Origin of the sequence: Pseudomonas sp. MWU12-2020 (genome assembly GCF_023100605.1) — a bacterium.
In the GTDB taxonomy this organism is placed as follows: domain Bacteria; phylum Pseudomonadota; class Gammaproteobacteria; order Pseudomonadales; family Pseudomonadaceae; genus Aquipseudomonas; species Aquipseudomonas fluorescens_H.
The window spans coordinates 178,796-201,567 of the sequence record NZ_JALMEX010000009.1; the positions used below are offsets into that span (position 1 = coordinate 178,796).

Genomic DNA, 22,772 nt, shown 5'->3' on the forward strand with positions numbered 1-22,772 from the left:
TGTTCAACCATCCCTGACCCTTTGTTCACGCATCCCTGCACACAACTTCAAGCCTTGTTCGGCAGCAATCCCGGTAGTGCGTGCACCAGTGCGTTTATGGCAAAACCGATGAACATCACGCCACACAAACGCGTGATCATCAGCTCGTGGCGCTGATACAGCGTGCGCACCCGTCGGGCGCCGACCACGCCGATCAGAATAGCGTAGGCCAGCAAACCGCCGAGGAAACTCAGGGCGATCAGCGCCGGCAGCATCGACCAGTTGAGCAGTTCGGCACGGCTCGACAGCAGCGCGGTAAACGTCGCCACAGCCACCGGATACGCCTTGGGATTGGTCAGGCCAAACAGGATGCCGTGCCAGAACGGCTGACGCGCTGCGCCCTGGGGCTGATCATCGCTGCGCCGTTTGGCCCGCACTGCGCGCCAGCCGAGCCAGAACAGGTACAAACCGCTGAGCACACCCAGCACATCGAACGCGGTGCTGCCGATTTCGCGGGCGCCGACGATAGCGATCAGCGCGGTGCTGCACCAGACCACATCACCGAGCAGGTGCCCGCAGAGAAACCCCGCCCCGGCCCGCCGCCCATGCGCCGCGCCAATGCCGAACACCGCCAGCACGCCCGGCCCAGGCGTGATGCCGTAAATGAAACCCGAGGCCAGAACGGCCATTAGCAGCGATGGAGTCATGAAAAACCTGCTGGCGCCAGTACAAATGATGGCCAGTCTATATCAGCCCGCAACGCCAGATCACGACGCGTCGTAAAAACGCATGCCCGCGTACGGTTTGTGCCGACAGGCTGCCAGTCGCGACGCGAGATCGCCGACGTGAGCCTCGAGCTTGTGGCCATCAGGGTCGAGAAAGTAGAACGATGCGCCTTCACTGCGGTTGTCGCGCCATTCCCTCACATTCGCCGCTTTTAGCGTCTGCACAAACAACGGAAAATCCGCCTCGGCGAGGCTGAACGCGTAATGGGTGTAGTCGACGGACGCCTCGGTGGCGCGCTGCGCATCCAGCGACAGACACAACCACAGCCCCGGCAGCGACAGGTAGGCACCGGCGTCCCATGTGGCTTCGACGCGCAGACTCAGCACATCGCGGTAGAACGCCAGGCTGCGGGGCAAATCACTGACGGCGAGGGTCAGGTGGTTAAGGCCAGTGAGCATGGGGTCAGTAACCTCTGAGGTCTTCAGGAACGTTGTACTGCTGACCATCGTACGTCAGGGTGATCTGTTTTTTCTTCAGCTCGGTGGTGTTCGATACGCACTGATTGCCGGACTTGGTGTTTTTCATTTTGCTGCCGCTGGTGGTGACGATCAGATCGGCGAAACCATTGTGGCTCGTTGGAGCGATCTCGAGGGTTCGGCGGATTTTTTTGCTGTAGCCCTCGCAGTCATTCACGAACTCACCGTTGTCCTTGAAGACCACCAGGCCTTCAAGCACCGGACGTAACTCGTCCCCCTCGCGCACATACAGCGCCAGATCGGTTTTCTCGTAGGGAATGGCATGGGAACTGTGGACGAACTTGGCTCGCAGCCCAAAAGCGCGGATATCCGGCGTCAGTCGGTAGCGCGCAGTGTCGATGCGCACATCATCCAGGCGCACGGCATCAGAGTTGTAGGCGCCCGGTTTACGGTAGGTGGCGATGGGTTTGGCGTTGCTCGCATTGAGCAGCGCCAGATCCAGATCGAACGCCCCGGCATCGTCGCCGCCAGAATCGGCCAGATAGGTGGACTTGACCGAAATCGCCTGACTCGGAAACGCCGGCCAGACGTTGCAGCGCGACATGGATTTGCCGTCGAAACTCTTGGTGGTGCAGGCGGCGTGGGCGTGGGGGGTGATGGCCAGGAATGCAAAAGCCAGGATGAAGGTGTTTCTGCAGGTCATTTTTCTTCCTTGATAAAAGTCATCTGCGCAACCGTTAGACGAATGGCAGGCTGGGGCCAAGTATGACGCTGTAGTATGTTGCACTACAAACCACTACACCGAGACCACCATGTCCGTCATGTCTTTGCGGCTTCCCGACGAAATTGCAGATACTCTGGCCAACCTCGCCAAAGCGACCGGGCGCAGCAAGTCCTATCTGGCAGTCGATGCATTGCGCGAGTACCTGGCCCGTGAAGCCTGGCAAATTGAAGAAATCCAAAAAGCGCTGAACGAAGCCGATGCCGGTGATTTTGCTTCTGCCGATGATGTCAGGGCGATCGCTAACAAATGGAATGCCAATGCGCGTTGAGTGGCTGCGTACTGCACTAAAGAATCTCGATGACGAAGCCGCCTACATCGCGATTGAAAATCCGCAGGCGGCCTCCGAGTTTGTTCAAGCCATTCTCGACTGCGTCGATCAGCTTGCCCGCTTTCCCGCCTCCGGGCGCGAGGGACGTTTGCCCGGAACCAGAGAATGGGCACTCCCTGATCGCCCCTATCTGATTCCTTACCGCGTTCGTCAGGGCAGGCTTCAGGTTCTGCGCGTTTTTCATACTCGCAGGCTTCCTCCCCGCACTTGGTAGCACATTCTCAATCGCAGATCCCGGATCGATCTAACCCCTCCTCAATCCTGCGATTCAACCAGTTCAACGCCTGATCCCCACCCCGGCGCTTATGCCACGCCAGCACAAACGTGAACGGCGCGATCTCGAACGGTGGCGGCAGCACAATCAATTCCTGTTGATCAATCTCGCGCACGCTGCGTGACGACACCGTGAGAATCAAATCCGTACCGCTGATCAACTGCGGCGCGACGTTCCAGTGCGGCAGGCTGATGGCGACTCGGCGGCGTTCGCGCAATGAGGTCAGCGCCCGTTCGATTTCCGGGGTGCCGCTGCCGCGCATTTCCAGCAACACATGCGGGCGCGACAGGTAGGTCGGCAAATCCAGAAGCCCCTCGGCCGGCAGGCTGCGGCGATCCAGCAAACAGACGTAGCGCTCTTCGAACAGCAGCGTGCTGCGCAATTCGTTGGGCATTTCCGGGAACACCCCGGCGGCCAGATCAATGTCGCCGTTGAGCACACCTTCGAGCATGCCTTCGCGACTGGAGTGGCTGATTTGCAGGTCGATGCCCGGTGCCTCGCGACGCAAGGTGCGGATCAGATCGGGCAGGATGATGGCCGCGCCGTAGTCGGACATCGCCACACGAAAGGTCCGCCGCGCAGTGGCCGGATCGAAAGTGTTCGGCGCCAGCAGCGACTGCACCTGAGCCAGTGCTTCGGCCAGCGGTGCGACCAGTTCCAGCGCCCGCGCCGTGGGTACCAGGGTCGAACCGGCGCGCACCAGCAGCGGATCGCCAAGCAAGTCGCGCAGACGCGCCAGCGCATGGCTGACTGCCGGTTGGCTGAGGTGCAGCCGCTCGGCGGCGCGGGTGACATGTTGCTCGCTGAGCAAGGCGTCGAGAACCACCAGCAGGTTGAGATCGATACGGCGCAGATCATTCATCTTGTGCATGTTCTGGATGACAAAACGGAATTTAAATCTGCGCGACGAATACTCTAGAGTCCAGCAAAATCTGTTGGAGAATGATCATGAGTACGTTGCAGTGGGTCGGTTTGTTGCTGCTGGCCGCGTTTGCCGGCGCGGTGGTGCCGTTTCAAAGTGCGATCAACAGCAATCTGGCGCGAGGACTGGGACATCCGCTGTGGGCGACCTTGGCCTCGTTGCTGGTGAGTGTGCTGGTGCTGTTGCCGGTGATTCTGGCGTTGCGCTTGCCGCTGCCGTCGCTGGGGTTTATCAGCAAGGCGCCGTTGTGGATGTGGGCTGGCGGTGCGTTCGGCGTGTGCTTTGTGGCGCTGGCGGTGATGTTGCTGCCCAAACTCGGCGCGTCCGGGTTTGTTGCGCTGGCGTTGGCCGGGCAGGTGATCGCGTCGATGCTGCTCGATCACTTCGGGCTGTTTGGATTGGTGGAGAAACAGCTGACGATGTCGCGGGTTTTGGGCGCGTTGCTGCTGATTGGCGGGGTGGTGTTGATTCAGTTTGGCGGGGTTTTCGAGAGGAATGTGGCGGCGGTTGGCTGATGTGAAAACGCATGGTTTTGTGGTGTTGACGAGTACGTCTTCGCGAGCAAGCCCGCTCCCACAGTTGATCGCATTTCAACTGTGGGAGCGGGCTTGCTCGCGAAGGGGCCATTGAGCTCAGCTAAAAAATATCAGAACGGCGCATCTCAAAACGCGTTACGGAAAATCTCCTCGATCTGCCGCTGATCCGCCGCCCGTGGATTGGTCAGGCCGCATGCATCTTTCAGCGCGTTGCTGGCGAGTACCGGGATGTCGCTGAGCTTGGCGCCGAGTTCACGCAGGCCGCCCGGAATCTCGACGTCCCTGGCCAAACAACGGATCGAGTTGATCGCCGCCTGGGCGCCCTCTTCCGGGCTGAACCCACGAATATCCGCGCCCATGGCGTGGGCGACGTCAGTCAGGCGTTCGGCACAGATCAACGCATTGAAGGTCTGCACGTGCGGCAGCAACACGGCGTTGCACACGCCATGGGGCAAGTCGTAGAAACCGCCCAACTGGTGGGCCATCGCGTGCACGTAACCTAGGGATGCGTTGTTGAACGCCATGCCGGCGAGGAACTGCGCGTAGGCCATGTTCTCCCGCGCCGCGAGATCGCTGCCGTCGCGCACGGCCAGGCGCAGATTGTTGCTGATCAGGGTCATGGCCTTCAGCGCACAGGCGTCGGTGATCGGGTTGGCGGCAGTCGAAACGTAGGCCTCGATGGCGTGGGTCAGCGCGTCCATGCCGGTGGCGGCGGTCAGGCTTTTCGGCATGGCGACCATCAGCGCCGGGTCGTTGACCGACAGCAGCGGCGTGACGTTGCGGTCGACGATGGCCATTTTCACGTGGCGCGATTCGTCGGTGATGATGCAGAAACGGGTCATCTCGCTGGCAGTGCCGGCGGTGGTGTTGATGGCGATCAGCGGCAACTGCGGTTTGCTCGATTGATCGACACCTTCGTAGTCGCGGATCTGCCCACCGTTGGTCGCACACAGGGCGATACCCTTGGCGCAGTCATGGGGCGAACCGCCGCCGAGCGACACCACGAAATCGCAGCGACTGTCCTTGAGCAGCGCCAGTCCGGCCTCGACGTTGGCGATGCTCGGGTTCGGTTTGGCACCGTCGAAGATCACCGAGTCGATGTCCTGCATCGCCAGTTTCTCGGCGACCATGGCCGCCACACCGGCCTTGGCCAGCCCCGCGTCGGTGACGACCAGCGCCTTGCGAAAACCGTAGTTGCGGATCGCAAGCATGGCCTCGTCGAGGCATCCGTTGCCCATGATGTTTACGGCTGGAATGAAAAAGGTGCTGCTCATGCGCGTCTCCTGACTGGGGCCGAATCGACTGCTCCGATACGGCGGATGTGCACAGGATCGACCGATCGGTCACCACCGATGTTGATCTGGCTCAATGCCCGCTCGTGATAAAGTCGCCGCCCATCTGCCCTTTGTTTTGAGACTGCCCACGCAATGACCGATTTTCTGCAAGTCGATGCCACCCTCGAAGACTGGAGCGCCCTGCGCGCCACCGCCGACTTCAACGGTCTGCTGGTGGGCAATGGCGCCAGCCGCGCGGTGTGGGACGATTTCGGCTACGACTCGCTGTTCGAAAACGCGCGCACCGTGGAAGAGAAACCACTGAGTCCGTCGGAGCTGAGCGTGTTCGATGCGATGCAGACGCGCAGCTTCGAGCAGGTGCTCGGTGCGCTGAAAACCACCAGCCGGGTCAACAAGGCGCTGGCGGTCAGCTCGGCCGCACCGCGCAATCGCTACTACGCGATCAAGGAAGCGCTGATCAACACCGTGCATGCGGTGCACATTCCATGGCGACTGGTGCAAGCCTCGACCCTGGCGACGCTCAACGAAGAACTGGCACGTTATCGCACGGTGTTCACCACCAATTACGACCTGCTCAGCTACTGGGCGATCCAGCACCGCAGCGAGGCGATCGACGACCTGTTCAACGGCCCCGACGCCAGTTTTGATCTGAGCGAAAGCGCCAGCGTAAAACCGCGTCTGCTGTATCTGCACGGTGGTCTGCACCTGGTGCGCAATCAGGACGGCACCGCCCGCAAACTGACTTCGACCGAAGGCACCCTGCTCGGCAGTTTCGCGATCAACAACACGATCAAGACCCTCGACGACGTGCCGCTGTTCGTCAACGAAGGGCCGAGTGCGGACAAGCTGAAGACCATTCGCAGCTCGGATTATCTGTCGTTCTGCTATGAGCAGTTATTGGGCCACGCGCAGAACCTGTGCATCTTCGGGCATGCGCTGGGCGAGCAGGATGCTCACATCGTCAAGGCGCTGCGCCTGGCGAAACCGGCGAGCGTGGCCATCTCGATCTATCCGCGCAGTGCGGCGTTCATTCAGCACCAGAAGCGGCATTACGCGAAGGTGTTCGATGGGACCGGGGTTGAGTTGCGGTTTTTTGATGCGAAGACGCATGCGTTGGGGAGTCCGAAGCTTTCGGTGCCCGTCGAAGTCTGAAGCCAATACATCACCTGTGGCGAGGGAGCTTGCTCCCGCTGGGCAGCGAAGCTGCCCCCAAATATCAAGCTGCAAAGCGCTGACTGCTGCGCAGCCAAGCGGGAGCAAGCTCCCTCGCCACAACAGCAGAATCGGCTCATTCTTCCGAGCTGTGCACCACCACCAGCAACTGCGCCTGCACCTCGCCCACCGATCTGATCCGATGCGGCTTCTGCGCATTGAAATGCAGCGCATCGCCGCGCTCCAGCAGCACTCGCTCGTTCATGAAATCCACTTCCACCTGCCCTTCGTGGACGAACAGAAACTCCTCGCCCAAGTGCTCCTTGAAGGTCTTATCGGTGAATTCGCGCGGCGGGTAGATGATGAACGGCAGCAGGTTGCGTTCGCTGACCTGATGCGCCAGCACCGCATACCCCGGGCTCTGATCGTTGGCCGCCAGTGACTGGCGTTCGTGGCTGCGTACCAGGCTATAACTGTCGAGGCTGACGTTGTCTTCGGAGAACAATTCCTCGACCTTCACGTTCAGTGCCTTCGCCAGTTTCAGCGCGGCCGCAATCGACGGGTTGTTCAACCCGCGCTCGACTTTCGACAGATAACTCTTGGTCATGCCGGATTTTTCGGCCAGCGCCTCAAGCGTTACCCCAAGTTTTTTTCTCAATAATTTCAAACGGATAGACATGCGCAGCAGTTATTCCATCAAGGAAACGACGATTGATGCTTGCTTATGACACTTTGTGTCATATAGGCTCTTTAGTGTCATTTACAATCACCCAAAGGACACAGACATGGCCAAGACATTAGCACTACCCAAAGAGCAACTGGTCAAGCAAGCGCTGACCCAGATGCAAAACACCCTGGCGGATAATACGTGGACTGACCGGCAAAAGCTGGCGCTGACCTGCCGGATCCTGTTCGAGAGCGGTCACGACTCCGGTCTGGCCGGACAGATCACCGCCCGTGGCCCGCAACCGGGGACCTATTACACTCAGCAACTGGGCCTGGGTTTCGATGAAATCACCGCGAGCAATCTGCTGCTGGTCAACGAAGACCTGGAAGTGCTCGAAGGCCACGGCATGGCCAACCCGGCCAACCGTTTCCACAGCTGGGTCTACCGCGCCCGGCCGGACGTGAACTGCATCATCCACACCCATCCGACGCACATTGCCGCACTGTCGATGCTGGAAGTGCCGCTGCAGATTTCCCACATGGACCTGTGCCCGTTATACGAGGACTGTGCGTTTCTCGAAGGCTGGCCGGGCGTGCCGGTGGGTAACGAAGAGGGCGAACTGATTGCCGGTGCACTGGGCGACAAGCGTGCGATTCTGCTGTCGCACCACGGCCAACTGTCGACCGGCAATACGATCGAAGAAGCGTGTGTCATCGCCCAACTGATCGAGCGCGCCGCCAGACTTCAGTTGCTGGCAATGGCCGCCGGCACCATCAAACCGATCATTCCGGCGCTGGGGCGCGAGGCCCATGACTGGGTGTCGAAACCCAAGCGCCACGCCGCCGCTTTCAACTACTACGCCCGGCAGAACCTGCGCCAGCACGCCGATTGCCTGAACTGATTTCAGCTTTTCAAGGAGACACCGCATGTCCAACATTCACGGCATCATCGGCTACACCATCACCCCGTTCGGCGCCAAGGGCGAAGGCCTGGATCTGCCCGCCCTCGGCCAATCGATCGATCGTCTGATCGACAGCGGCGTCCACGCCATCGCCCCGCTGGGCAGCACCGGCGAAGGCGCCTACCTGAGCGACGCCGAGTGGGATCAGGTCGCCGAGTTCAGCATCAAATACGTGGCCAAACGGGTGCCGACCATCGTCAGCGTGTCCGACCTGACCACCGCCAAAGCCATGCGCCGCGCGCGCTTCGCCGAAGCGCATGGCGCCGACGTGGTGATGGTGCTGCCGGCCTCGTACTGGAAGCTCAGCGAAGCGGAAATCCTCGCCCATTACCGCGCCATCGGCGACAGCATCGGCGTGCCCATCATGCTCTACAACAACCCGGCCACCAGCGGCACCGACATGTCGGTCGAGCTGATTCTGCGCATCGTCAATGGCGTGGAAAACGTGACCATGGTCAAGGAGAGCACCGGCGACATTCAGCGCATGCACAAACTGCAATTGCTCGGTGAAGGCCAGGTGCCGTTCTACAACGGCTGCAATCCGCTGGCGCTGGAAGCGTTTGCCGCCGGCGCCAAGGGTTGGTGCACTGCCGCGCCGAACCTGATCCCGCAACTGAATCTGGATCTGTACGCGGCATCGCTGGCCGGCGATCTGGAGCGGGCACGTGAGGTGTTCTACCGCCAGTTGCCGCTGCTGGATTTCATCCTCAAGGGCGGTTTGCCGGCGACGATCAAGGCTGGATTGCGCGAGACGGGGCTGGAGGTCGGCGATCCCCGGTTGCCAGTGTTCCCGTTGAGTGACACCGGCAGACATCACCTCAAAGCGCTGCTCGACGTTTCGCGCTGATGAAAAAAATCCCGCCCGGAACACTCCGGGCGGGATTTTTCCTGCCTGTCGGTCAAAGACTGGCGGCGTGCTTCATCGCTTCGCGGTGGAAGGGCTGATCCTTCAGGACCTGCGCAATGAACGTGTCAGTGATCAAGCGCACATGCTCGAACTGCCCGCCCGAGGCGTTGAAGGCGCCCCGCCAGGATTCAGTGTGATTGTGCACGGCATAGACACCCAGTATCTCCTTGCCATGGCTGAGACTGAACACCACTGTGCTGTCGAAGCTCACCGGTACCGGCACCAGGAACAGCGTGAAGGCACTCAGGAACAACTGAGGCTGAAGCGCGCCGACATCGCTGTTGGCGACGACCAGAACGTTGTAGCCATCCTCGCTTCGACCGGCGCGAACTTCGTCGAAAGTGCCGCGCCGACGCAGTTCGTCTCGCAACATCCAGCTCGGCAGACCGAGCACATTGACGTTGATCGCCGGCAGTTGCTGGCCGTAGTCGACGTCGGGGGCCTTGAGGCTGTGGGTCGCCTGACAACCACCCAGCAACATGAGCAATCCCAGAAACAGAAGCTTGAGGCGCATTAGAGTTTTCCTGACAGCATGGCTTTATAGACAGAGGCGCTGGGGCCGTTTTCTTCGCGAATGAACGGCGTGGCGGTGTCCAGATTCGGCAGGTCCAGACGCTGCAACCCCGGTACTTGCGGGTATTTGGCACGAACCAGCGCCGCATCACGTTCAAGATGATCGCTGTGCAGGAACAGGCATGACAGCTGGAGACCGATCAGGCACCCGGCGCGAAAATCGCCGATGTAATAAGCCTTGCCCGCCTCGAGTTGCATACCGATGGTGAAGTCTTCACGGCTCCACGTCACCGACTGCCCATGATCGAAACGCACGTTGTAGATCTCGTAACGACCGGGTTTGAGCGGCATCACAAACAACGTGCCGATGCCGTGATCGGTCTCGCGTACATCTCGCTCGGTTCGGGCGTAAAACTCGTTGTGCAGACGTGCAGTGGCGAAATCATCGCTTCCACGCTTACGGATCATCAGCATTTGTTCCTTCGCCGAAAACCTCGTCTTGGGCCAGATGCCGACCACACCTACCACATAAGCCACGCCGGAATCGGCGGTTGGCTTGAGTTCATCGTCAATGTGGGTCGGTGACATGCTGTAGCAACCACTCAGGCCGAGCAGCGCCGTCAGAACAGCGAAAAAGCGAATCATCAAAGGGAAAACTCTCGCGTAAACATTGAAAAACACACGAAAGAGTATTGAACGCCGCCCCTTCCATGGATTGGTCGCGAAGGATAAGCGATGTAGTGGCACATAGCCAGAATTCAGTCGCCATTGTTTTGGCGACTGAGTCGTGGAGTTATTTCAAAGCACCGGCAACGTCTTGTCCTTGATCACTTTGCTCGGCCCGTTGGCCTTGACGCTGGCGATGCCTTTGGCGCACGCGGCGTCCGTGGAGTAAGACTCGCTGCTGCCGATGATCTGATGGTTGGCGGCCTTGAGGTTGAAGTATGGGTGGCCATCCTTCGTCGATTTCTTCTCGTAGCGTTCATCCAGCGGGCTGTTGGTCTGCACCGAAGCAATGCCGTTGTCGACTGCCGCGCGAGTGGTGTAGAGCTCGCTGGTGAGAATGGTTTCAGCGTTGGCGGCCTTCAGCACAAACCTGAACTGGCCGTTGCTGCTTTTGCTCACTTCGTACCATCCGGACATGCTCGATTCTCCTTGGCGGTTGAGAGGTTTCGCGCCAGTGAGTAAAGACCAGCCCAGGATTTCTGTCGCCTGTGACGGCCTCTTCGCGAGCAAGCCCGCTCCCACATTGGTTACCGAGTGCTCACCTGTTTTTGTGATCACTGGAGATCCACTGTGGGAGCGGGCTTGCTCGCGAAGGGGTCGACCCGCAGTGGGCTATTTCACAACTGCTCGCACCACCGACAACTGCGGCTCCGTCACCCGCCGCTGACTCAGATACCGCGTGCAGCTCACCCGCAGGAAAGAGGCAAAATTCACCACCTCCCCGCGATAGTCCATCACCTCTTCATACAGCTTGGCGATCAACTGGTTAGTGGTCATGCCATCGACTTCGGCGATTTCGCTGAGGATGTCCCAGAACTGGTTTTCCAGACGCAATGTCGTCACCACGCCGCAGATGCGCAGCGAGCGCGAGCGGGATTCGTAGAGAATCGGGTCGGCCTTGACGTAGAGCTCGCACATCGGCGCATCCTCGTTACAGGGTGATTTGGGTGCCAAGCAGGCCGAGGAATCCGGACAGCCAGTTCGGGTGCGCCGGCCACGCCGGAGCAGTCGCCAGATTGCCCTGAACGTGGCCGTCGGTCACCGGGATATCGATGAACGTGCCACCGGCCAGGCGTACTTCCGGCGCACAGGCCGGATAGGCGCTGCATTCGCGACCTTCCAGAACACCCGCCGCCGCGAGCAACTGCGCGCCGTGGCACACAGCGGCAATCGGCTTGCCAGCCTTGTCGAATGCTCTTACCAGCGCCAGCACCTTTTCATTCAGGCGCAGGTATTCCGGCGCACGACCGCCGGGAATCAGCAGCGCGTCGTAATCGGCCTCGGCGACCTTGGCAAAGTCGAAGTTGAGGGCGAACAGGTGACCCGGTTTTTCGCTGTAGGTCTGGTCGCCTTCGAAGTCATGGATCGCGGTGCGCACGGTGCTACCGGATGGCTTGTCCGGGCACACGGCGTGCACGGTGTGACCGACCATTTGCAGGGCCTGGAACGGCACCATCACTTCGTAGTCTTCGACGTAATCGCCGACCAGCATCAGGATTTTTTTCGCGGCCATGGGGAGGACTCCTCTGAGAAAGGGCTTGCAGGAGTATTCAAGGTAGACCTTATCCGTTCGGGCGGGTAACAACCGGCTACTACGCCTCCCCGCCTTTGTGGCGAGGGAGCTTGCTCCCGCTGGGGCGCGAAGCGTCCCCTCGCTTTCCGTGAGTAAAGAATGCATTCAGGTTTGGCGCCTGCTGCGCAGGCGAGCGGGAGCAAGCTCCCTCGCCACAGGACTTGTTCCAACTGTATGGATAACTCTGTGCCTAGCTGTAACAGCCCGACCCGCCCGGTTTATGGCTAGATGAAGCCACCTCCCTGTCACCTTCAATTCTGGTCACTCACATGTCCTCGCGCGAAAACACCGGCATGGCCCTCGGCCTGCTCGGGGTTGTGATTTTCAGCCTGACCCTGCCCTTCACGCGGATCGTGGTGCAGGAACTGCATCCGCTGCTCAACGGCCTCGGCCGCGCGCTGTTCGCGGCGATTCCGGCGGCGGCGCTTTTGTTATGGCGGCGCGAGAAGTGGCCGAGCTGGCAGCAGATCAAAGGCCTGAGCCTGGTGATCGCCGGGGTGATTCTGGGCTTTCCGGTGCTGTCGGCGTGGGCCATGCAGACCTTGCCGGCGTCCCATGGCGCACTGGTCAACGGTTTGCAGCCGCTGTGCGTGGCGCTGTATGCCGCCTGGCTGTCCCACGAGCGGCCGTCGAAAGCCTTCTGGGCCTGCGCCGCACTGGGCAGTGCGCTGGTGCTCGGCTACGCGTTGTACACCGGAGCCGGGAGCATTCAGGCCGGTGACTTGCTGATGCTCGGCGCGATTGCCGTGGGCGGTCTGGGGTATGCCGAGGGTGGTCGGCTGGCCAAGGAGATGGGCGGCTGGCAGGTGATCTGCTGGGCGCTGGTGCTGTCGACGCCGCTGCTGATCGGGCCAGTGTTGTATCTGGCGCTGCAACATCAGGGCGCGGTGTCGGCCAAGACCTGGTGGGCGTTTGGCTACGTGGCGTTGTTTTCGCAGTTTCTCGGCTTCTTCGCCTGGTACGCCGGGTTGGCGATGGGCGGGATCGCGCGGGTCAGTCAGATCCAGTTGCTGCAGATCTTCTTCACCATCGCGTTTTCGGCGCTGTTCTTTGGTGAACATGTCGAGCCGATCACCTGGGTGTTTGCCTGCGGGGTGATCGCAACGGTGATGCTCGGGCGCAAGACCGCCATCAAACCCCATGTGGGAGCGAGCCTGCTCGCGAAGGGGCCATAACAGCCAGCAGCATCCTTGGCTGGCAGTCCGCCTTCGCGAGCAGGCTCGCTCCCACAAGGTCAAGGTCAGGCCAGGTAGCCGTCCGCGCGCAGCAGGGCTTCCAGACAGTGCTCGCTGATGTTGTAGAACGCCTTCAACTCAGCAATCTTCACCAGCAATTGAGCCGGGTCCACCGGCTCGGCGCGTTTCACCGCGAGAATCATCTTGTTCTTGTTGGTGTGTTCCAGCGAGATGAACTCGAACACTTTGGTTTCGTAACCGCAGGCTTCGAGGAACAGCGCACGCAGGCTGTCGGTGACCATTTCCGCCTGTTGCCCCAGGTGCAGACCGTATTGCAGCATCGGTTTAAGCAACGCCGGGCTCTGGATCTGCAGGCGAATCTGTTTGTGGCAGCACGGCGAGCACATGATGATCGACGCGCCGGAACGGATGCCGGTGTGGATTGCGTAGTCGGTGGCGATGTCGCAGGCATGCAGGGCGATCATCACGTCCAGTTCGCTCGGCGCCACGCTGCGCACGTCACCGCACTTGAACACCAGCCCCGGGTGCTGCAGTTTCGCCGCGGCGGCGTTGCACAGGTTGACCATCTCGTCACGCAACTCGACGCCAGTGACTTCGCCTTCGGCCTTGAGCGTATTGCGCAGATAATCGTGAATCGCGAACGTCAGGTAGCCCTTGCCCGAACCGAAGTCCGCGACCCGCACCGGTTTGTCCAGCGCCAGCGGTGACGAGGTCAGGGCGTGGCTGAAGACTTCGATGAACTTGTTGATCTGCTTCCACTTGCGCGACATCGCCGGGATCAGCTCGTGTTGCGCGTTGGTCACGCCCAGGTCCTTGAGGAACGGCCGGCTCAGGTCCAGAAAGCGGTTTTTCTCGCGGTTGTGCTCGGCGGACGGCGCCTCGCGCAATTGCTGAGGTTTGCTCTTGAACAGCGAAGGCTTGCCCTTTTTGCTGTATTCGAGCTGGGCCTCGTCGGTCACGGTCAGCAAATGCGCATTCTTGAACGCCGCCGGCAACAGCTCGGCAATCACCGCCACGCCTTCGCTCAGCGGCAGATTCTTGGTGATGTCGCGGGTCTTGTAGCGATAGACAAACGACAGGTTTGGCTGCGCCTTGACCGTCACCGCTTTGATGATGATCCGCTGCAGATCCGCCTCTTCACCCACGTACTTGGCCAGCACCAGTTTGATGAAGCCGTTGTGTTCGAGGCTGGTTTGCAGCAGCTCGATGAACTGGGCGTGATGATCGGGCGCGGGTTTGGCAGACGGCGCGGATGGGGCGGTAACGGACATGAACAAGCGGCCTCGGGCGGGGCGAAACGGGAATGGCGGGTATTTTAGGGGGGATGGGGGTTGGGGACACGTTCTTATTTACCCAACGGCACAAGAACCCAGTACACCGGGCTTCTGTGGCGAGGGAGCTTGCTCCCGCTCGGCTGCGCAGCAGTCGTTAAAACAGGCGATCACTAACCAGACAAACCGCGTTTACCGGGTTCAGGGCCGCTTCGCGCCCCAGCGGGAGCAAGCTCCCTCGCCACAGGGAATGACTGCGGCCAGAGAATCAACCCAACACAATCAACCGATTGGGCAATTCATTGCGTACCTGCGTCACTGGCACATGCACCTTGAGCAGTTCACCGCAGGCCTCGATGCAGGTCACGAACCCCTCAAGCGTGCGCCCCTGCCGCACTTGCTCGGTGAACGCGGCGACAATCGCGTCCCAGCTCTTGTTGTCCAGCCGCCGGGAAATTCCCTCGTCCACCAGAATCTCCACGTAGCGTTCGGCCTCGCAGACAAAGATCAGCATGCCGGTGCTACCCACGGTGTGGTGCAGATTCTGTTCGAGGAACTGGCGCCGCGCCAGGTTCGACGCACGCCAGTGGCGCACACGGCGCGGGATCAGATGGGTGGTGACTTGCGGCAGACGAAACAGCAGGCACAGGACAATGAACAGCCCCCACTGCACCAGCAACAGGCTGTGCATGGTCAGCCAGCCGGTCAGGTAATGGACGATGCCCGGCACCAGCAGCGCCAACAGGCTGGCCCACAGCAACGGGATGTACGCGTAGTCATCGGCGCGGGCCGCCAGCACGGTCACCAGTTCGGCGTCGGTGTCGCGCTCGACCCGGGCGATCGCCTCGGCGACTTTGCGTTGTTCGTGTTCGCTCAGTAATGCCATGTCGAAAAATGCCTGATCATTATTGTTGTGTGTTCACCAGCCGCCGGACGAACCACCGCCGCCGAAACTGCCCCCGCCGCCGCTGAAGCCCCCGCCTCCACCGCCGCCGCCAAATCCACCACCGCCGAAACCGCCCCCACCGCCGGAGCCGCCACGGCCGGCGGGAAGGATACCGAGCATCTGGCAGACAAACACGGTCAGGATGAACAACACCACCAGAAAAACAAACAACAGCGGATGGCGCGAGACAAAATCGCTTTGCGGATCGCCGCTCGACTCATACACCGTCGAGGGCTCGTCCAGCGGGTTGCCGCCGAGCACCACCAGCATCGCCGCCACGCCGTCACTGATGCCCTTGCTGAAATTGCCGGTCTTGAATGCCGGGGTGATCACTTGATGGATGATCACCGAGGTCTGCGCATCGGTCAGCCGATCTTCCAGCCCGTAACCGACTTCGATGCGCAGCTTGCGCTCATCACGGGCGACGATCAGCAGCGCGCCGTTGTTCTTGTCTTTCTGGCCGATGCCCCAGTGCCGGCCCAGTTGCACGCCGTAATCCTCGATGGTGGTGCCCTGCAGATCAGGCACCGTGACCACCACCAGTTGCTCGCCGGTCGCTTGCTCGTGAGCCTGCAATTGCTGGCTCAACTGGGCGCGAACCGAGGGCTCGATCATCTGCGCTTCGTCCACCACCCGCCCGCTCAGCGCCGGGAACGTCAACTCGGCCCGGGCGCTGACGGCGAACAGCCAGAGCATCAGCACCAGGCCAATCTTCAACACACGCATGGGCAACCTCGAATCAGAACTTCACTTCCGGGGCCTTTTCCGCACCGGGGGTGGTGGCTTCGAAGGTTTCGCGAATCGGCAGATCGCTGTACATCACGCTGTGCCAGAGGCGACCGGGAAATGTGCGGATCTCGGTGTTGTACTTCTGCACCGCCAGAATGAAATCGCGCCGCGCCACGGCAATCCGGTTTTCCGTGCCTTCGAGCTGCGATTGCAGGGCAAGGAAGTTCTGGTTGGCCTTGAGGTCCGGGTAGCGCTCGGAGACCACCATCAACCGGCTGAGCGCACCACTCAACTGATCCTGGGCCTGCTGGAACTGCTTGAGCTTTTCCGGGTTGTCGAGGGTGCTGGCATCGACCTGGATCGAAGTTGCCTTGGCCCGCGCCTCGACCACTGCAGTCAGGGTTGCCTCTTCATGCTTGGCATAGCCTCTGACGGTTTCCACCAGATTGGGAATCAGGTCGGCACGACGCTGGTACTGGTTCTGTACCTGGCCCCAGGCCGCTTTCGCCTGTTCGTCGAGGGTCGGAATGTTGTTGATGCCGCACGCGGTCAACAACGTAGCCATCAGCAGCAGCGTGGCGACCTGCAAACGCGAGCGGTAGGTTGGACTGACATTCATCAAAGTGATGCTCCCTGGCGTATTTCATAAAAAACCGACCGTGAAACCTTCTGCATCGGCGGTTGGGGCATAATCGGCGGCGCCACTGGATTGCAACGGGCCGATGGGCTAAAAAGAGGCCCTGCGCAAACGCTGCCGAAGGTCGGTGGGCGTTTTTGGCTCGGTCATTTTGAGCCTGCACCCGAACAACAATAGTCGCTCCCTAACTTTTGGCTGGCCGGCATTGCATTGCCGCTTTGGCCCTTGAGAAAAATATTCATGAAGAAGCTGTGTTTGCTGGGCCTGTTCGTCAGCCTGGCCAGTCATCAAGTATTGGCCGCCACGACCCCGGTACCCCTGGAAAACAAGGACGCGTTCATCAGCAATCTGATGAAACAAATGACCCTCGATGAAAAGATCGGCCAGTTGCGCCTGATCAGCATCGGCCCGGAAATGCCCCGCGAACTGATCCGCAAAGAGATCGCCGCCGGCAATATCGGCGGAACGTTCAACTCGATCACCCGCCCGGAAAACCGTCCGATGCAGGACGCGGCGATGCGCAGTCGCCTGAAGATTCCGATGTTTTTTGCGTACGACGTGATCCACGGTCACCGTACGATTTTCCCGATTCCGCTGGCCCTGGCATCGAGCTGGGACATGGACGCCATCGGTCGGTCCGGGCGCGTTGCCGCCAAAGAGGCTGCATCTGACAGCCTCGACATCACCTTCGCGCCGATGGTCGACATCTCCCGCGATCCGCGCTGGGGCCGCAGCTCCGAAGGCTTCGGTGAAGACACCTACCTGACCTCGCGCATCGCCAAAGTGATGGTCAAGGCCTACCAGGGCGACACGCCGAGCGCGGCCGACAGCATCATGGCCAGCGTCAAGCACTTCGCCCTGTATGGCGCGGTCGAGGGCGGTCGCGACTACAACGTCGTCGACATGAGCCCGGTGAAGATGTACCAGGACTATCTGCCACCGTACCGCGCGGCGATCGACGCCGGTGCCGGCGGGGTGATGGTGGCGTTGAACTCGATCAACGGCATCCCGGCCACCGCCAATACCTGGCTGATGAACGATCTGCTGCGCAAGGACTGGGGCTTCAAGGGCCTGGCCGTCAGCGACCACGGGGCGATCTTCGAGCTGATCAAGCACGGCGTGGCCGCCGATGGTCGCGAAGCGGCGAAGCTGGCGATCAAGGCCGGCATCGACATGAGCATGAACGACACCCTGTACGGCAAAGAGCTGCCGGGGCTGCTCAAATCCGGCGAGATCGAACAGAAAGACATCGATAACGCGGTGCGCGAAGTGCTCGCCGCCAAGTACGACATGGGCCTGTTCAAGGACCCGTACCTGCGTATCGGCAAGGCCGAGGATGATCCGGCGGACACCTACGCCGACAGTCGTCTGCACCGCGCCGACGCGCGTGACGTCGCGCGTCGCAGCCTGGTGCTGCTGAAGAACCAGAACGACACGCTGCCGCTGAAGAAAACCGCGAAAGTCGCGCTGGTCGGCCCATTGGCCAAGGCTCCGATCGACATGATGGGCAGTTGGGCCGCCGCCGGTAAGCCGGCGCAATCGGTCACGCTGTTCGACGGCATGAGCTCGGTGATTGGCGACAAGGCCAACCTGATCTACGCCCGTGGCGCGAACATCACCAGCGACAAGAAAGTGCTGGATTACCTGAACTTCCTCAACTTCGACGCCCCGGAAGTGGTCGATGACCCACGCCCGGCCAACGTGTTGATCGACGAAGCGGTGAAGGCAGCCAAGGACGCTGACGTGATCGTCGCCGCCGTTGGCGAGTCCCGTGGCATGTCCCACGAATCCTCGAGCCGCACCGACCTGAACATCCCGGAAAATCAGCGCGAGCTGATCCGCGCATTGAAAGCTACCGGCAAACCGTTGGTACTGGTGCTGATGAACGGCCGTCCGCTGACCATTCTCGAAGAGAACCAGTCGGCTGGTGCGATTCTGGAAACCTGGTTCAGCGGCACCGAGGGCGGCAACGCCATCGCTGATGTGCTGTTCGGCGACTACAACCCGTCGGGCAAACTGCCGGTGACCTTCCCGCGCTCCGTGGGCCAGATCCCGACCTACTACAACCACCTGAGCATTGGCCGGCCGTTCACACCGGGCAAACCGGGCAACTACACCTCGCAGTATTTCGATGACACCACCGGGCCGCTGTTCCCGTTCGGTTATGGCTTGAGCTACACCCAATTCGCCCTGAGCGACATGGCGCTGTCCTCGACCACGCTGAACAAGACCGGCAAGCTCGACGCCAGTGTCACCTTGAAAAACACCGGTCAGCGCGACGGCGAAACCGTGGTGCAGCTGTACATTCAGGACGTCACCGGCTCGATCATCCGCCCGGTGAAAGAACTGAAGAACTTCCAGAAAATCATGCTCAAGGCCGGCGAACAGAAAGTCGTGCACTTCACCATCACCGAGGATGACCTGAAGTTCTACAACGCCCAGCTCAAGTACGCGGCCGAGCCTGGCAAGTTCAACGTGCAGATCGGCCTGGATTCGCAGGATGTGACGCAGCAGAGCTTTGAGTTGCTGTAATTTTTCAGGCAACACATAAACCCTGTGGGAGGGGGCTTGCTCCCGAAGGCGGTGTATCAGCTACCTATATGCTGAATGACGCTCCGCCTTCGGGAGCAAGCCCCCTCCCACATTAGATTTCTGTAATTTTCGAAATTGACGTTATCCACGCCGATCGAGAATATTCACCACCACCCGATCCACCCAGCCCCAGATCCTCTGCTTCACCCGCCGCCACAACGGCCGGCGCTGCCACTCCTCCAGACTGACCTGCTGGCTCAGACCGAAATCCTTCTCGAAACTCTGCACCACCGCTGCCGTCAACGACGGGTCCAGCGCCTCCAGATTCGCCTCCAGATTGAAGCGCAGGTTCCAGTGATCGAAGTTGCACGATCCGATACTCACCCACTCGTCCACCAACACCATTTTCAGATGCAGGAAGCACGGCTGGTATTCGAAGATCTGCACCCCGGCCTTGAGCAGGCGCGGGTAGTAGCGATGGCCGGCGTAACGCACCGACGGGTGATCGGTGCGCGGCCCGGTCAGCAGCAGCCGCACGTCAACCCCGCGAGCAGCAGCCTTGCGCAGCGAGCGGCGGATGTTCCAGGTCGGCAGGAAATACGGGGTGGCCATCCAGATGCGTTTCTGCCCGCTGTTCAAGGCGCGGAACAGTGATTGCAGAATGTCACGATGCTGGCGCGCATCGGCGTAGGCCACACGGCCCATGCCCTCGCCCATGTCCGGCATCTTGGGCAGGCGTGGCAGGCCGACATGCGCCGACGGTTTCCAGGCCCGGCGATGGCGGTTGGCGATCCATTGGCGGTCGAACAATATCTGCCAGTCGAGCACCAGCGGGCCGCTGATTTCCACCATCACTTCATGCCATTCGCTGCTGTCCTGCTCCGGCGTCCAGAATTCATCGGTCGCACCGGTGCCGCCGACGAACGCCAGACGCTGGTCGACCAGCAGCAGTTTGCGGTGATCGCGATAGAAGTTGCCGACCCAGCGCCGCCAGCTCAGGCGATTGTAGAACCGCAACTCGACCCCGGCCTGAATCAGGCGCTGACGCAGGTGCAGGGTAAACGCGAGGCTGCCGTAGTCATCGAACAGGCAGCGCACCCGCACACCGCGCTCGGCGGCCTGCACCAGCGCCTGCACCACGGCTTCGGCACAGGCGCCCGCCTCGACCAGATACAACTCCAGCTCGACCTGTTCCTCGGCGCGGGCAATCTCCACCAGCATGCGCGGGAAGAATTGCGGGCCGTCGATCAACAGCTCGAAGCGGTTGCCGTCACGCCACGGGAACACCGCGCCGCGCATGTCAGCGCGCCGTGAAAATCAGCACCGCACCCACCGGCACCGACAGACTGATGGCCGAAAGACCGGCCAGGTTGCGCAGAGTTTCCAAACCCGGCACCAGGTCGAAATCCTCGGCGTTGATCACCAGCGGCTCCAGCGTCACCACTTGAAAACGTCGGTCATCGAGACGGGTGGCCAGCAACTCCGCCGGGTATTCATGTTGCTTGCCGTGCAGGTTGACGGTCAGCGGCAAGCGTAATTCCAGTTGCGCGCCGGGGGCCAGATCGTTGATCGGGCGCAGGTCGATCCGGGTGCTGATGGTCGCTTCGGGGAATTGCTCGATCTGGAACAGCTCCTTGCGCATGCGCTCGTCGCGCAGCGGGATGCCGCTGTTGATCGACTCCAGTTCGACTTCAACCTCGGCCCGACCGCTGGGATCGACCTTGCCGTGCAACACCAGAAAGCGCTGCACTTCGGAAATGTGAGCGTTTTTCGTGCTGACAAACGACAGCCGCGACGACTCGCCATCCAGATACCAATTGGCCTGCGCCGGCAGCGCGGCGGCGGCCAGCAGCAGACTGGCGAAGGCTTTATAGAGGGAGCGGTTGAACATTGAATACTCGTGGGGGCGATAAACCTGCACGAACCTTAACCGCCCACGCCGTTATTGCAAACTGATCGCCGCAAATCCATCGATTGGTGAAACCTCCTGTGGAAGCTGGCTTGCTCGCGAAGGCGGTGAATCAGTCAACACAAATGCTGAATGGCACACCGTATTCGCGAGCAAGCCCGCTCCCACAGGGTTGTTCATTGACTGAAGGATCGAGGATTTCAGGGATTGAGGCGGCAGCCCTGCCGTTCACTCAACCACTGCGCACTATTGCTGCGGCCAATGCCGCTGACGGTGATGGTTTTGCTCGCGCTGTCATCGGTAAAGCGGCTGGTTGGCAGCCACTGTTTCACATAGCCGCGGCAATATTCGGCGTCGTTGTTCATCACATAACGACACGAACAATATTCCTTGGCGGTGTACGCGCTGATGATATCGGGGAAGGCCCACAGGTTGTCCCGCTCGAGCCAGATCCAGCAGAGGAGCACGATCAGCACCAGCAGCAGCGCCCGTTTCAACAGCTTCATGGCTGCACCGCCTTGAGCACGCGCTTGAGCAGTTCGTTATGGCGATAGCTGCCGTCGCGATCATCGGCGTAACGCACGATCACCAGTTTCTCGCTGGGGATCACATACAGTGCCTGCCCCCAATGCCCAAGGGCGGCGAAGGTGTCGGGCGGCGCGTCGGGCCACGGCGCGGCGGCAGCATCCACCGGGCGATTGAGCCACCATTGGCCGCCGGGCACCGCTTCGTCCTGATGCGCCTTGTAGCCGGCGAAGGGAGTGCGGTTGAAGGCGACCCAATCCTTGGGCAGCAATTGCCGGTCACCCCAACGTCCATCGCGCTGCATCAACAGGCCAACCCGCGCCAGATCCCGCGCCGTGAGATACGCGTAAGAAGAGGCGACAAACGTGCCGCCGGCATCGGTTTCCCACACGGCATGGCGGATGCCCAGCGGCTCGAACAGCGCCGTCCACGGATAGTCGGGATAACGCTGGGGGCCAACCATGGCTTTCAACGCAGCAGCCAACAGATTGCTGTCGCCACTGGAGTAACGGAACGCCTGCCCCGGCGGCGCGTAGGCGTCGTGATCGGCGGTGAACCCTGGCATGTCGCGGTGCCCACGGGTGTAGAGCATCGCTACCACCGAGGATTTCAGCGGCGCGTACTCGTAGTCTTCCTGCCAGTCCAGCCCGGAAGCCCAGTGCAGCAGATCCGCCACGGTGATCGCCGGGTGTTTTTCCAGCGCCGGATAAAACCTCGAGACCGGATCATCCAGTTTGAACAGCCCTTCGCCATACGCCACGCCAAGCACCGTGGCCATCAGGCTTTTGCTGATCGACCAGGTCAGGTGCGGGGTCTCGACACGGGTCGGGCCGGCGTAGCGTTCGTAGATCAACTGACCGTCGCGGATGATCAGCAAGGCGTCGGTGCGGATGCCTTGGCGGGTGGTGTCGTCGCGAGGCGGGAAGGCGTAAGTTTCCAATGCCTCGACCGCGGCGCCGCTGATTTTTGCGCCAGTCGGCCATTGTTCATCGGGCCATTGCCCGGCCTGAACCGTGAAGCTGATCAGCAGCAGAAACAGGGACAGGCCTTTGTACATGTTGAGGGCTCTGGGAATGACTTTGCTGAGGGTAGTCGGGGTTTATGACAGGGGTGTGGTGATTTTGCGGCCGCCTTCGCGAGCAAGCCCGCTCCCACAGTTTGATCGCATTCCTGCTGAAGGAACTCGGTCAAATTGTGGGAGCGGGCTT

The 22,772-nt window shown here is 60.9% G+C and carries 27 protein-coding genes; 8 read left to right on the forward strand and 19 right to left on the reverse strand.

Annotated features, from left to right (window positions below; translation table 11 throughout):
* Window positions 1–47: 47 nt before the first annotated feature.
* The 3 genes from M0814_RS20625 to M0814_RS20635 are packed head-to-tail and all read right to left on the reverse strand — an operon-like array spanning window position 48 to window position 1,884.
* Entirely contained in the window at window positions 48–686 is a 639-nt protein-coding gene (locus M0814_RS20625; RefSeq protein ID WP_103485687.1) for a LysE family translocator, read from the reverse strand.
* A 60-nt stretch (window positions 687–746) separates the two neighbouring features.
* Window positions 747–1,163, reverse strand: a complete 417-nt coding sequence (gene fos / locus M0814_RS20630; protein WP_103485686.1) for a fosfomycin resistance glutathione transferase — start codon at window positions 1,161–1,163, stop codon at window positions 747–749.
* Window positions 1,164–1,167: 4 nt separating this feature from the next.
* Window positions 1,168–1,884, reverse strand: a complete 717-nt coding sequence (locus M0814_RS20635; protein ID WP_103485685.1) for a hypothetical protein — start codon at window positions 1,882–1,884, stop codon at window positions 1,168–1,170.
* 109 nt (window positions 1,885–1,993) lie between these two features.
* On the opposite strand from M0814_RS20635, the gene M0814_RS20640 reads away from it, so the two are divergent.
* Both M0814_RS20640 and M0814_RS20645 read left to right on the forward strand, forming a co-directional pair.
* A complete protein-coding gene (locus M0814_RS20640; protein WP_103485684.1) occupies window positions 1,994–2,233 on the forward strand; it encodes a ribbon-helix-helix protein, CopG family in 240 nt (79 codons plus the stop codon).
* Entirely contained in the window at window positions 2,223–2,507 is a 285-nt protein-coding gene (locus M0814_RS20645; RefSeq protein WP_103485683.1) for a type II toxin-antitoxin system RelE/ParE family toxin, read from the forward strand. Before M0814_RS20640 ends, M0814_RS20645 begins: the two co-directional genes overlap by 11 nt.
* A 7-nt stretch (window positions 2,508–2,514) precedes the next feature.
* Here M0814_RS20645 and M0814_RS20650 read toward each other — a convergent pair whose 3' ends face one another.
* Window positions 2,515–3,438, reverse strand: a complete 924-nt coding sequence (locus M0814_RS20650; protein ID WP_177434759.1) for a LysR family transcriptional regulator — start codon at window positions 3,436–3,438, stop codon at window positions 2,515–2,517.
* Between the two features lie 77 nt (window positions 3,439–3,515).
* On the opposite strand from M0814_RS20650, the gene M0814_RS20655 reads away from it, so the two are divergent.
* Complete coding sequence (locus M0814_RS20655) at window positions 3,516–4,004, forward strand: DMT family transporter (RefSeq protein ID WP_103485681.1); 489 nt, start codon at window positions 3,516–3,518, stop codon at window positions 4,002–4,004.
* Window positions 4,005–4,150: 146 nt separating this feature from the next.
* Here the strand turns inward: M0814_RS20655 and yiaY are convergent, their stop codons facing one another.
* The gene (gene yiaY, locus M0814_RS20660) at window positions 4,151–5,299 is read right to left on the reverse strand and encodes an L-threonine dehydrogenase (RefSeq protein ID WP_003222483.1); all 1,149 of its coding nucleotides are present in this window, start codon (window positions 5,297–5,299) and stop codon (window positions 4,151–4,153) included.
* A gap of 153 nt (window positions 5,300–5,452) precedes the next feature.
* Between yiaY and M0814_RS20665 the strand changes: the two genes are divergently transcribed.
* Window positions 5,453–6,472, forward strand: coding sequence for a DUF4917 family protein (locus M0814_RS20665; protein WP_103485680.1), 1,020 nt, complete (start codon window positions 5,453–5,455; stop codon window positions 6,470–6,472).
* Window positions 6,473–6,608: 136 nt separating this feature from the next.
* Here M0814_RS20665 and M0814_RS20670 read toward each other — a convergent pair whose 3' ends face one another.
* Window positions 6,609–7,151: an XRE family transcriptional regulator gene (locus M0814_RS20670; protein ID WP_103485679.1), complete on the reverse strand. Its 543-nt coding sequence runs from the start codon at window positions 7,149–7,151 to the stop codon at window positions 6,609–6,611.
* Window positions 7,152–7,257: 106 nt separating this feature from the next.
* On the opposite strand from M0814_RS20670, the gene M0814_RS20675 reads away from it, so the two are divergent.
* Together M0814_RS20675 and M0814_RS20680 are read left to right on the forward strand one after the other, a co-directional pair.
* Entirely contained in the window at window positions 7,258–8,040 is a 783-nt protein-coding gene (locus tag M0814_RS20675) for an aldolase (protein ID WP_103485678.1), read from the forward strand.
* 25 nt (window positions 8,041–8,065) lie between these two features.
* Window positions 8,066–8,947 (forward strand): dihydrodipicolinate synthase family protein, encoded by an 882-nt coding sequence (locus M0814_RS20680; RefSeq protein ID WP_103485677.1) that lies wholly within the window; start codon window positions 8,066–8,068, stop codon window positions 8,945–8,947.
* Window positions 8,948–8,999: 52 nt separating this feature from the next.
* Here M0814_RS20680 and M0814_RS20685 read toward each other — a convergent pair whose 3' ends face one another.
* From M0814_RS20685 to M0814_RS20705, 5 genes are all read right to left on the reverse strand, one after another.
* Window positions 9,000–9,521 (reverse strand): hypothetical protein, encoded by a 522-nt coding sequence (locus M0814_RS20685; RefSeq protein WP_103485676.1) that lies wholly within the window; start codon window positions 9,519–9,521, stop codon window positions 9,000–9,002.
* Window positions 9,521–10,165, reverse strand: coding sequence for a hypothetical protein (locus tag M0814_RS20690; RefSeq protein ID WP_045122715.1), 645 nt, complete (start codon window positions 10,163–10,165; stop codon window positions 9,521–9,523). The genes M0814_RS20685 and M0814_RS20690 overlap by 1 nt, the downstream gene beginning before the upstream one ends.
* A gap of 153 nt (window positions 10,166–10,318) precedes the next feature.
* Window positions 10,319–10,663 (reverse strand): YegP family protein, encoded by a 345-nt coding sequence (locus M0814_RS20695; RefSeq protein WP_003222469.1) that lies wholly within the window; start codon window positions 10,661–10,663, stop codon window positions 10,319–10,321.
* 195 nt (window positions 10,664–10,858) lie between these two features.
* Entirely contained in the window at window positions 10,859–11,164 is a 306-nt protein-coding gene (locus M0814_RS20700; RefSeq protein ID WP_003222468.1) for a ribbon-helix-helix domain-containing protein, read from the reverse strand.
* Window positions 11,165–11,177: 13 nt separating this feature from the next.
* On the reverse strand, window positions 11,178–11,759 hold the full coding sequence (locus M0814_RS20705; RefSeq protein ID WP_103485675.1) for a DJ-1/PfpI family protein: 582 nt from the start codon (window positions 11,757–11,759) through the stop codon (window positions 11,178–11,180).
* Between the two features lie 329 nt (window positions 11,760–12,088).
* Here M0814_RS20705 and M0814_RS20710 point away from each other — a divergent pair, with 329 nt between their 5' ends.
* The gene (locus tag M0814_RS20710) at window positions 12,089–12,994 is read left to right on the forward strand and encodes a DMT family transporter (protein ID WP_086792057.1); all 906 of its coding nucleotides are present in this window, start codon (window positions 12,089–12,091) and stop codon (window positions 12,992–12,994) included.
* 65 nt (window positions 12,995–13,059) lie between these two features.
* Here the strand turns inward: M0814_RS20710 and M0814_RS20715 are convergent, their stop codons facing one another.
* The 4 genes from M0814_RS20715 to M0814_RS20730 all read right to left on the reverse strand — a co-directional run bounded on the left by M0814_RS20715 (window position 13,060) and on the right by M0814_RS20730 (window position 16,580).
* Window positions 13,060–14,286 carry an SAM-dependent methyltransferase gene (locus M0814_RS20715; protein WP_103485674.1) on the reverse strand — a complete coding sequence of 409 codons (1,227 nt, stop codon included), beginning with the start codon at window positions 14,284–14,286 and terminating at the stop codon, window positions 13,060–13,062.
* 268 nt (window positions 14,287–14,554) lie between these two features.
* Window positions 14,555–15,172: a hypothetical protein gene (locus M0814_RS20720; RefSeq protein WP_103485673.1), complete on the reverse strand. Its 618-nt coding sequence runs from the start codon at window positions 15,170–15,172 to the stop codon at window positions 14,555–14,557.
* Window positions 15,173–15,205: 33 nt separating this feature from the next.
* Window positions 15,206–15,958: a TPM domain-containing protein gene (locus tag M0814_RS20725; protein WP_103485672.1), complete on the reverse strand. Its 753-nt coding sequence runs from the start codon at window positions 15,956–15,958 to the stop codon at window positions 15,206–15,208.
* A gap of 13 nt (window positions 15,959–15,971) precedes the next feature.
* Complete coding sequence (locus tag M0814_RS20730; protein ID WP_003222455.1) at window positions 15,972–16,580, reverse strand: LemA family protein; 609 nt, start codon at window positions 16,578–16,580, stop codon at window positions 15,972–15,974.
* Between the two features lie 258 nt (window positions 16,581–16,838).
* Here M0814_RS20730 and bglX point away from each other — a divergent pair, with 258 nt between their 5' ends.
* Window positions 16,839–19,130 carry a beta-glucosidase BglX gene (gene bglX, locus M0814_RS20735; RefSeq protein ID WP_103485671.1) on the forward strand — a complete coding sequence of 764 codons (2,292 nt, stop codon included), beginning with the start codon at window positions 16,839–16,841 and terminating at the stop codon, window positions 19,128–19,130.
* A 141-nt stretch (window positions 19,131–19,271) separates the two neighbouring features.
* On the opposite strand, the gene M0814_RS20740 is transcribed toward bglX, so the two are convergent.
* The 4 genes from M0814_RS20740 to M0814_RS20755 form a co-directional block, all read right to left on the reverse strand.
* A complete protein-coding gene (locus M0814_RS20740) occupies window positions 19,272–20,429 on the reverse strand; it encodes a phosphatidylserine/phosphatidylglycerophosphate/cardiolipin synthase family protein (RefSeq protein ID WP_103485670.1) in 1,158 nt (385 codons plus the stop codon).
* 1 nt (window position 20,430) lies between these two features.
* A complete protein-coding gene (locus M0814_RS20745; RefSeq protein WP_103485669.1) occupies window positions 20,431–21,021 on the reverse strand; it encodes a YceI family protein in 591 nt (196 codons plus the stop codon).
* Between the two features lie 218 nt (window positions 21,022–21,239).
* A complete protein-coding gene (locus M0814_RS20750) occupies window positions 21,240–21,545 on the reverse strand; it encodes an amidase (protein ID WP_103485668.1) in 306 nt (101 codons plus the stop codon).
* Complete coding sequence (locus tag M0814_RS20755) at window positions 21,542–22,621, reverse strand: serine hydrolase (protein ID WP_103485667.1); 1,080 nt, start codon at window positions 22,619–22,621, stop codon at window positions 21,542–21,544. Before M0814_RS20755 ends, M0814_RS20750 begins: the two co-directional genes overlap by 4 nt.
* Between the last annotated feature and the right edge of the window lie 151 nt (window positions 22,622–22,772).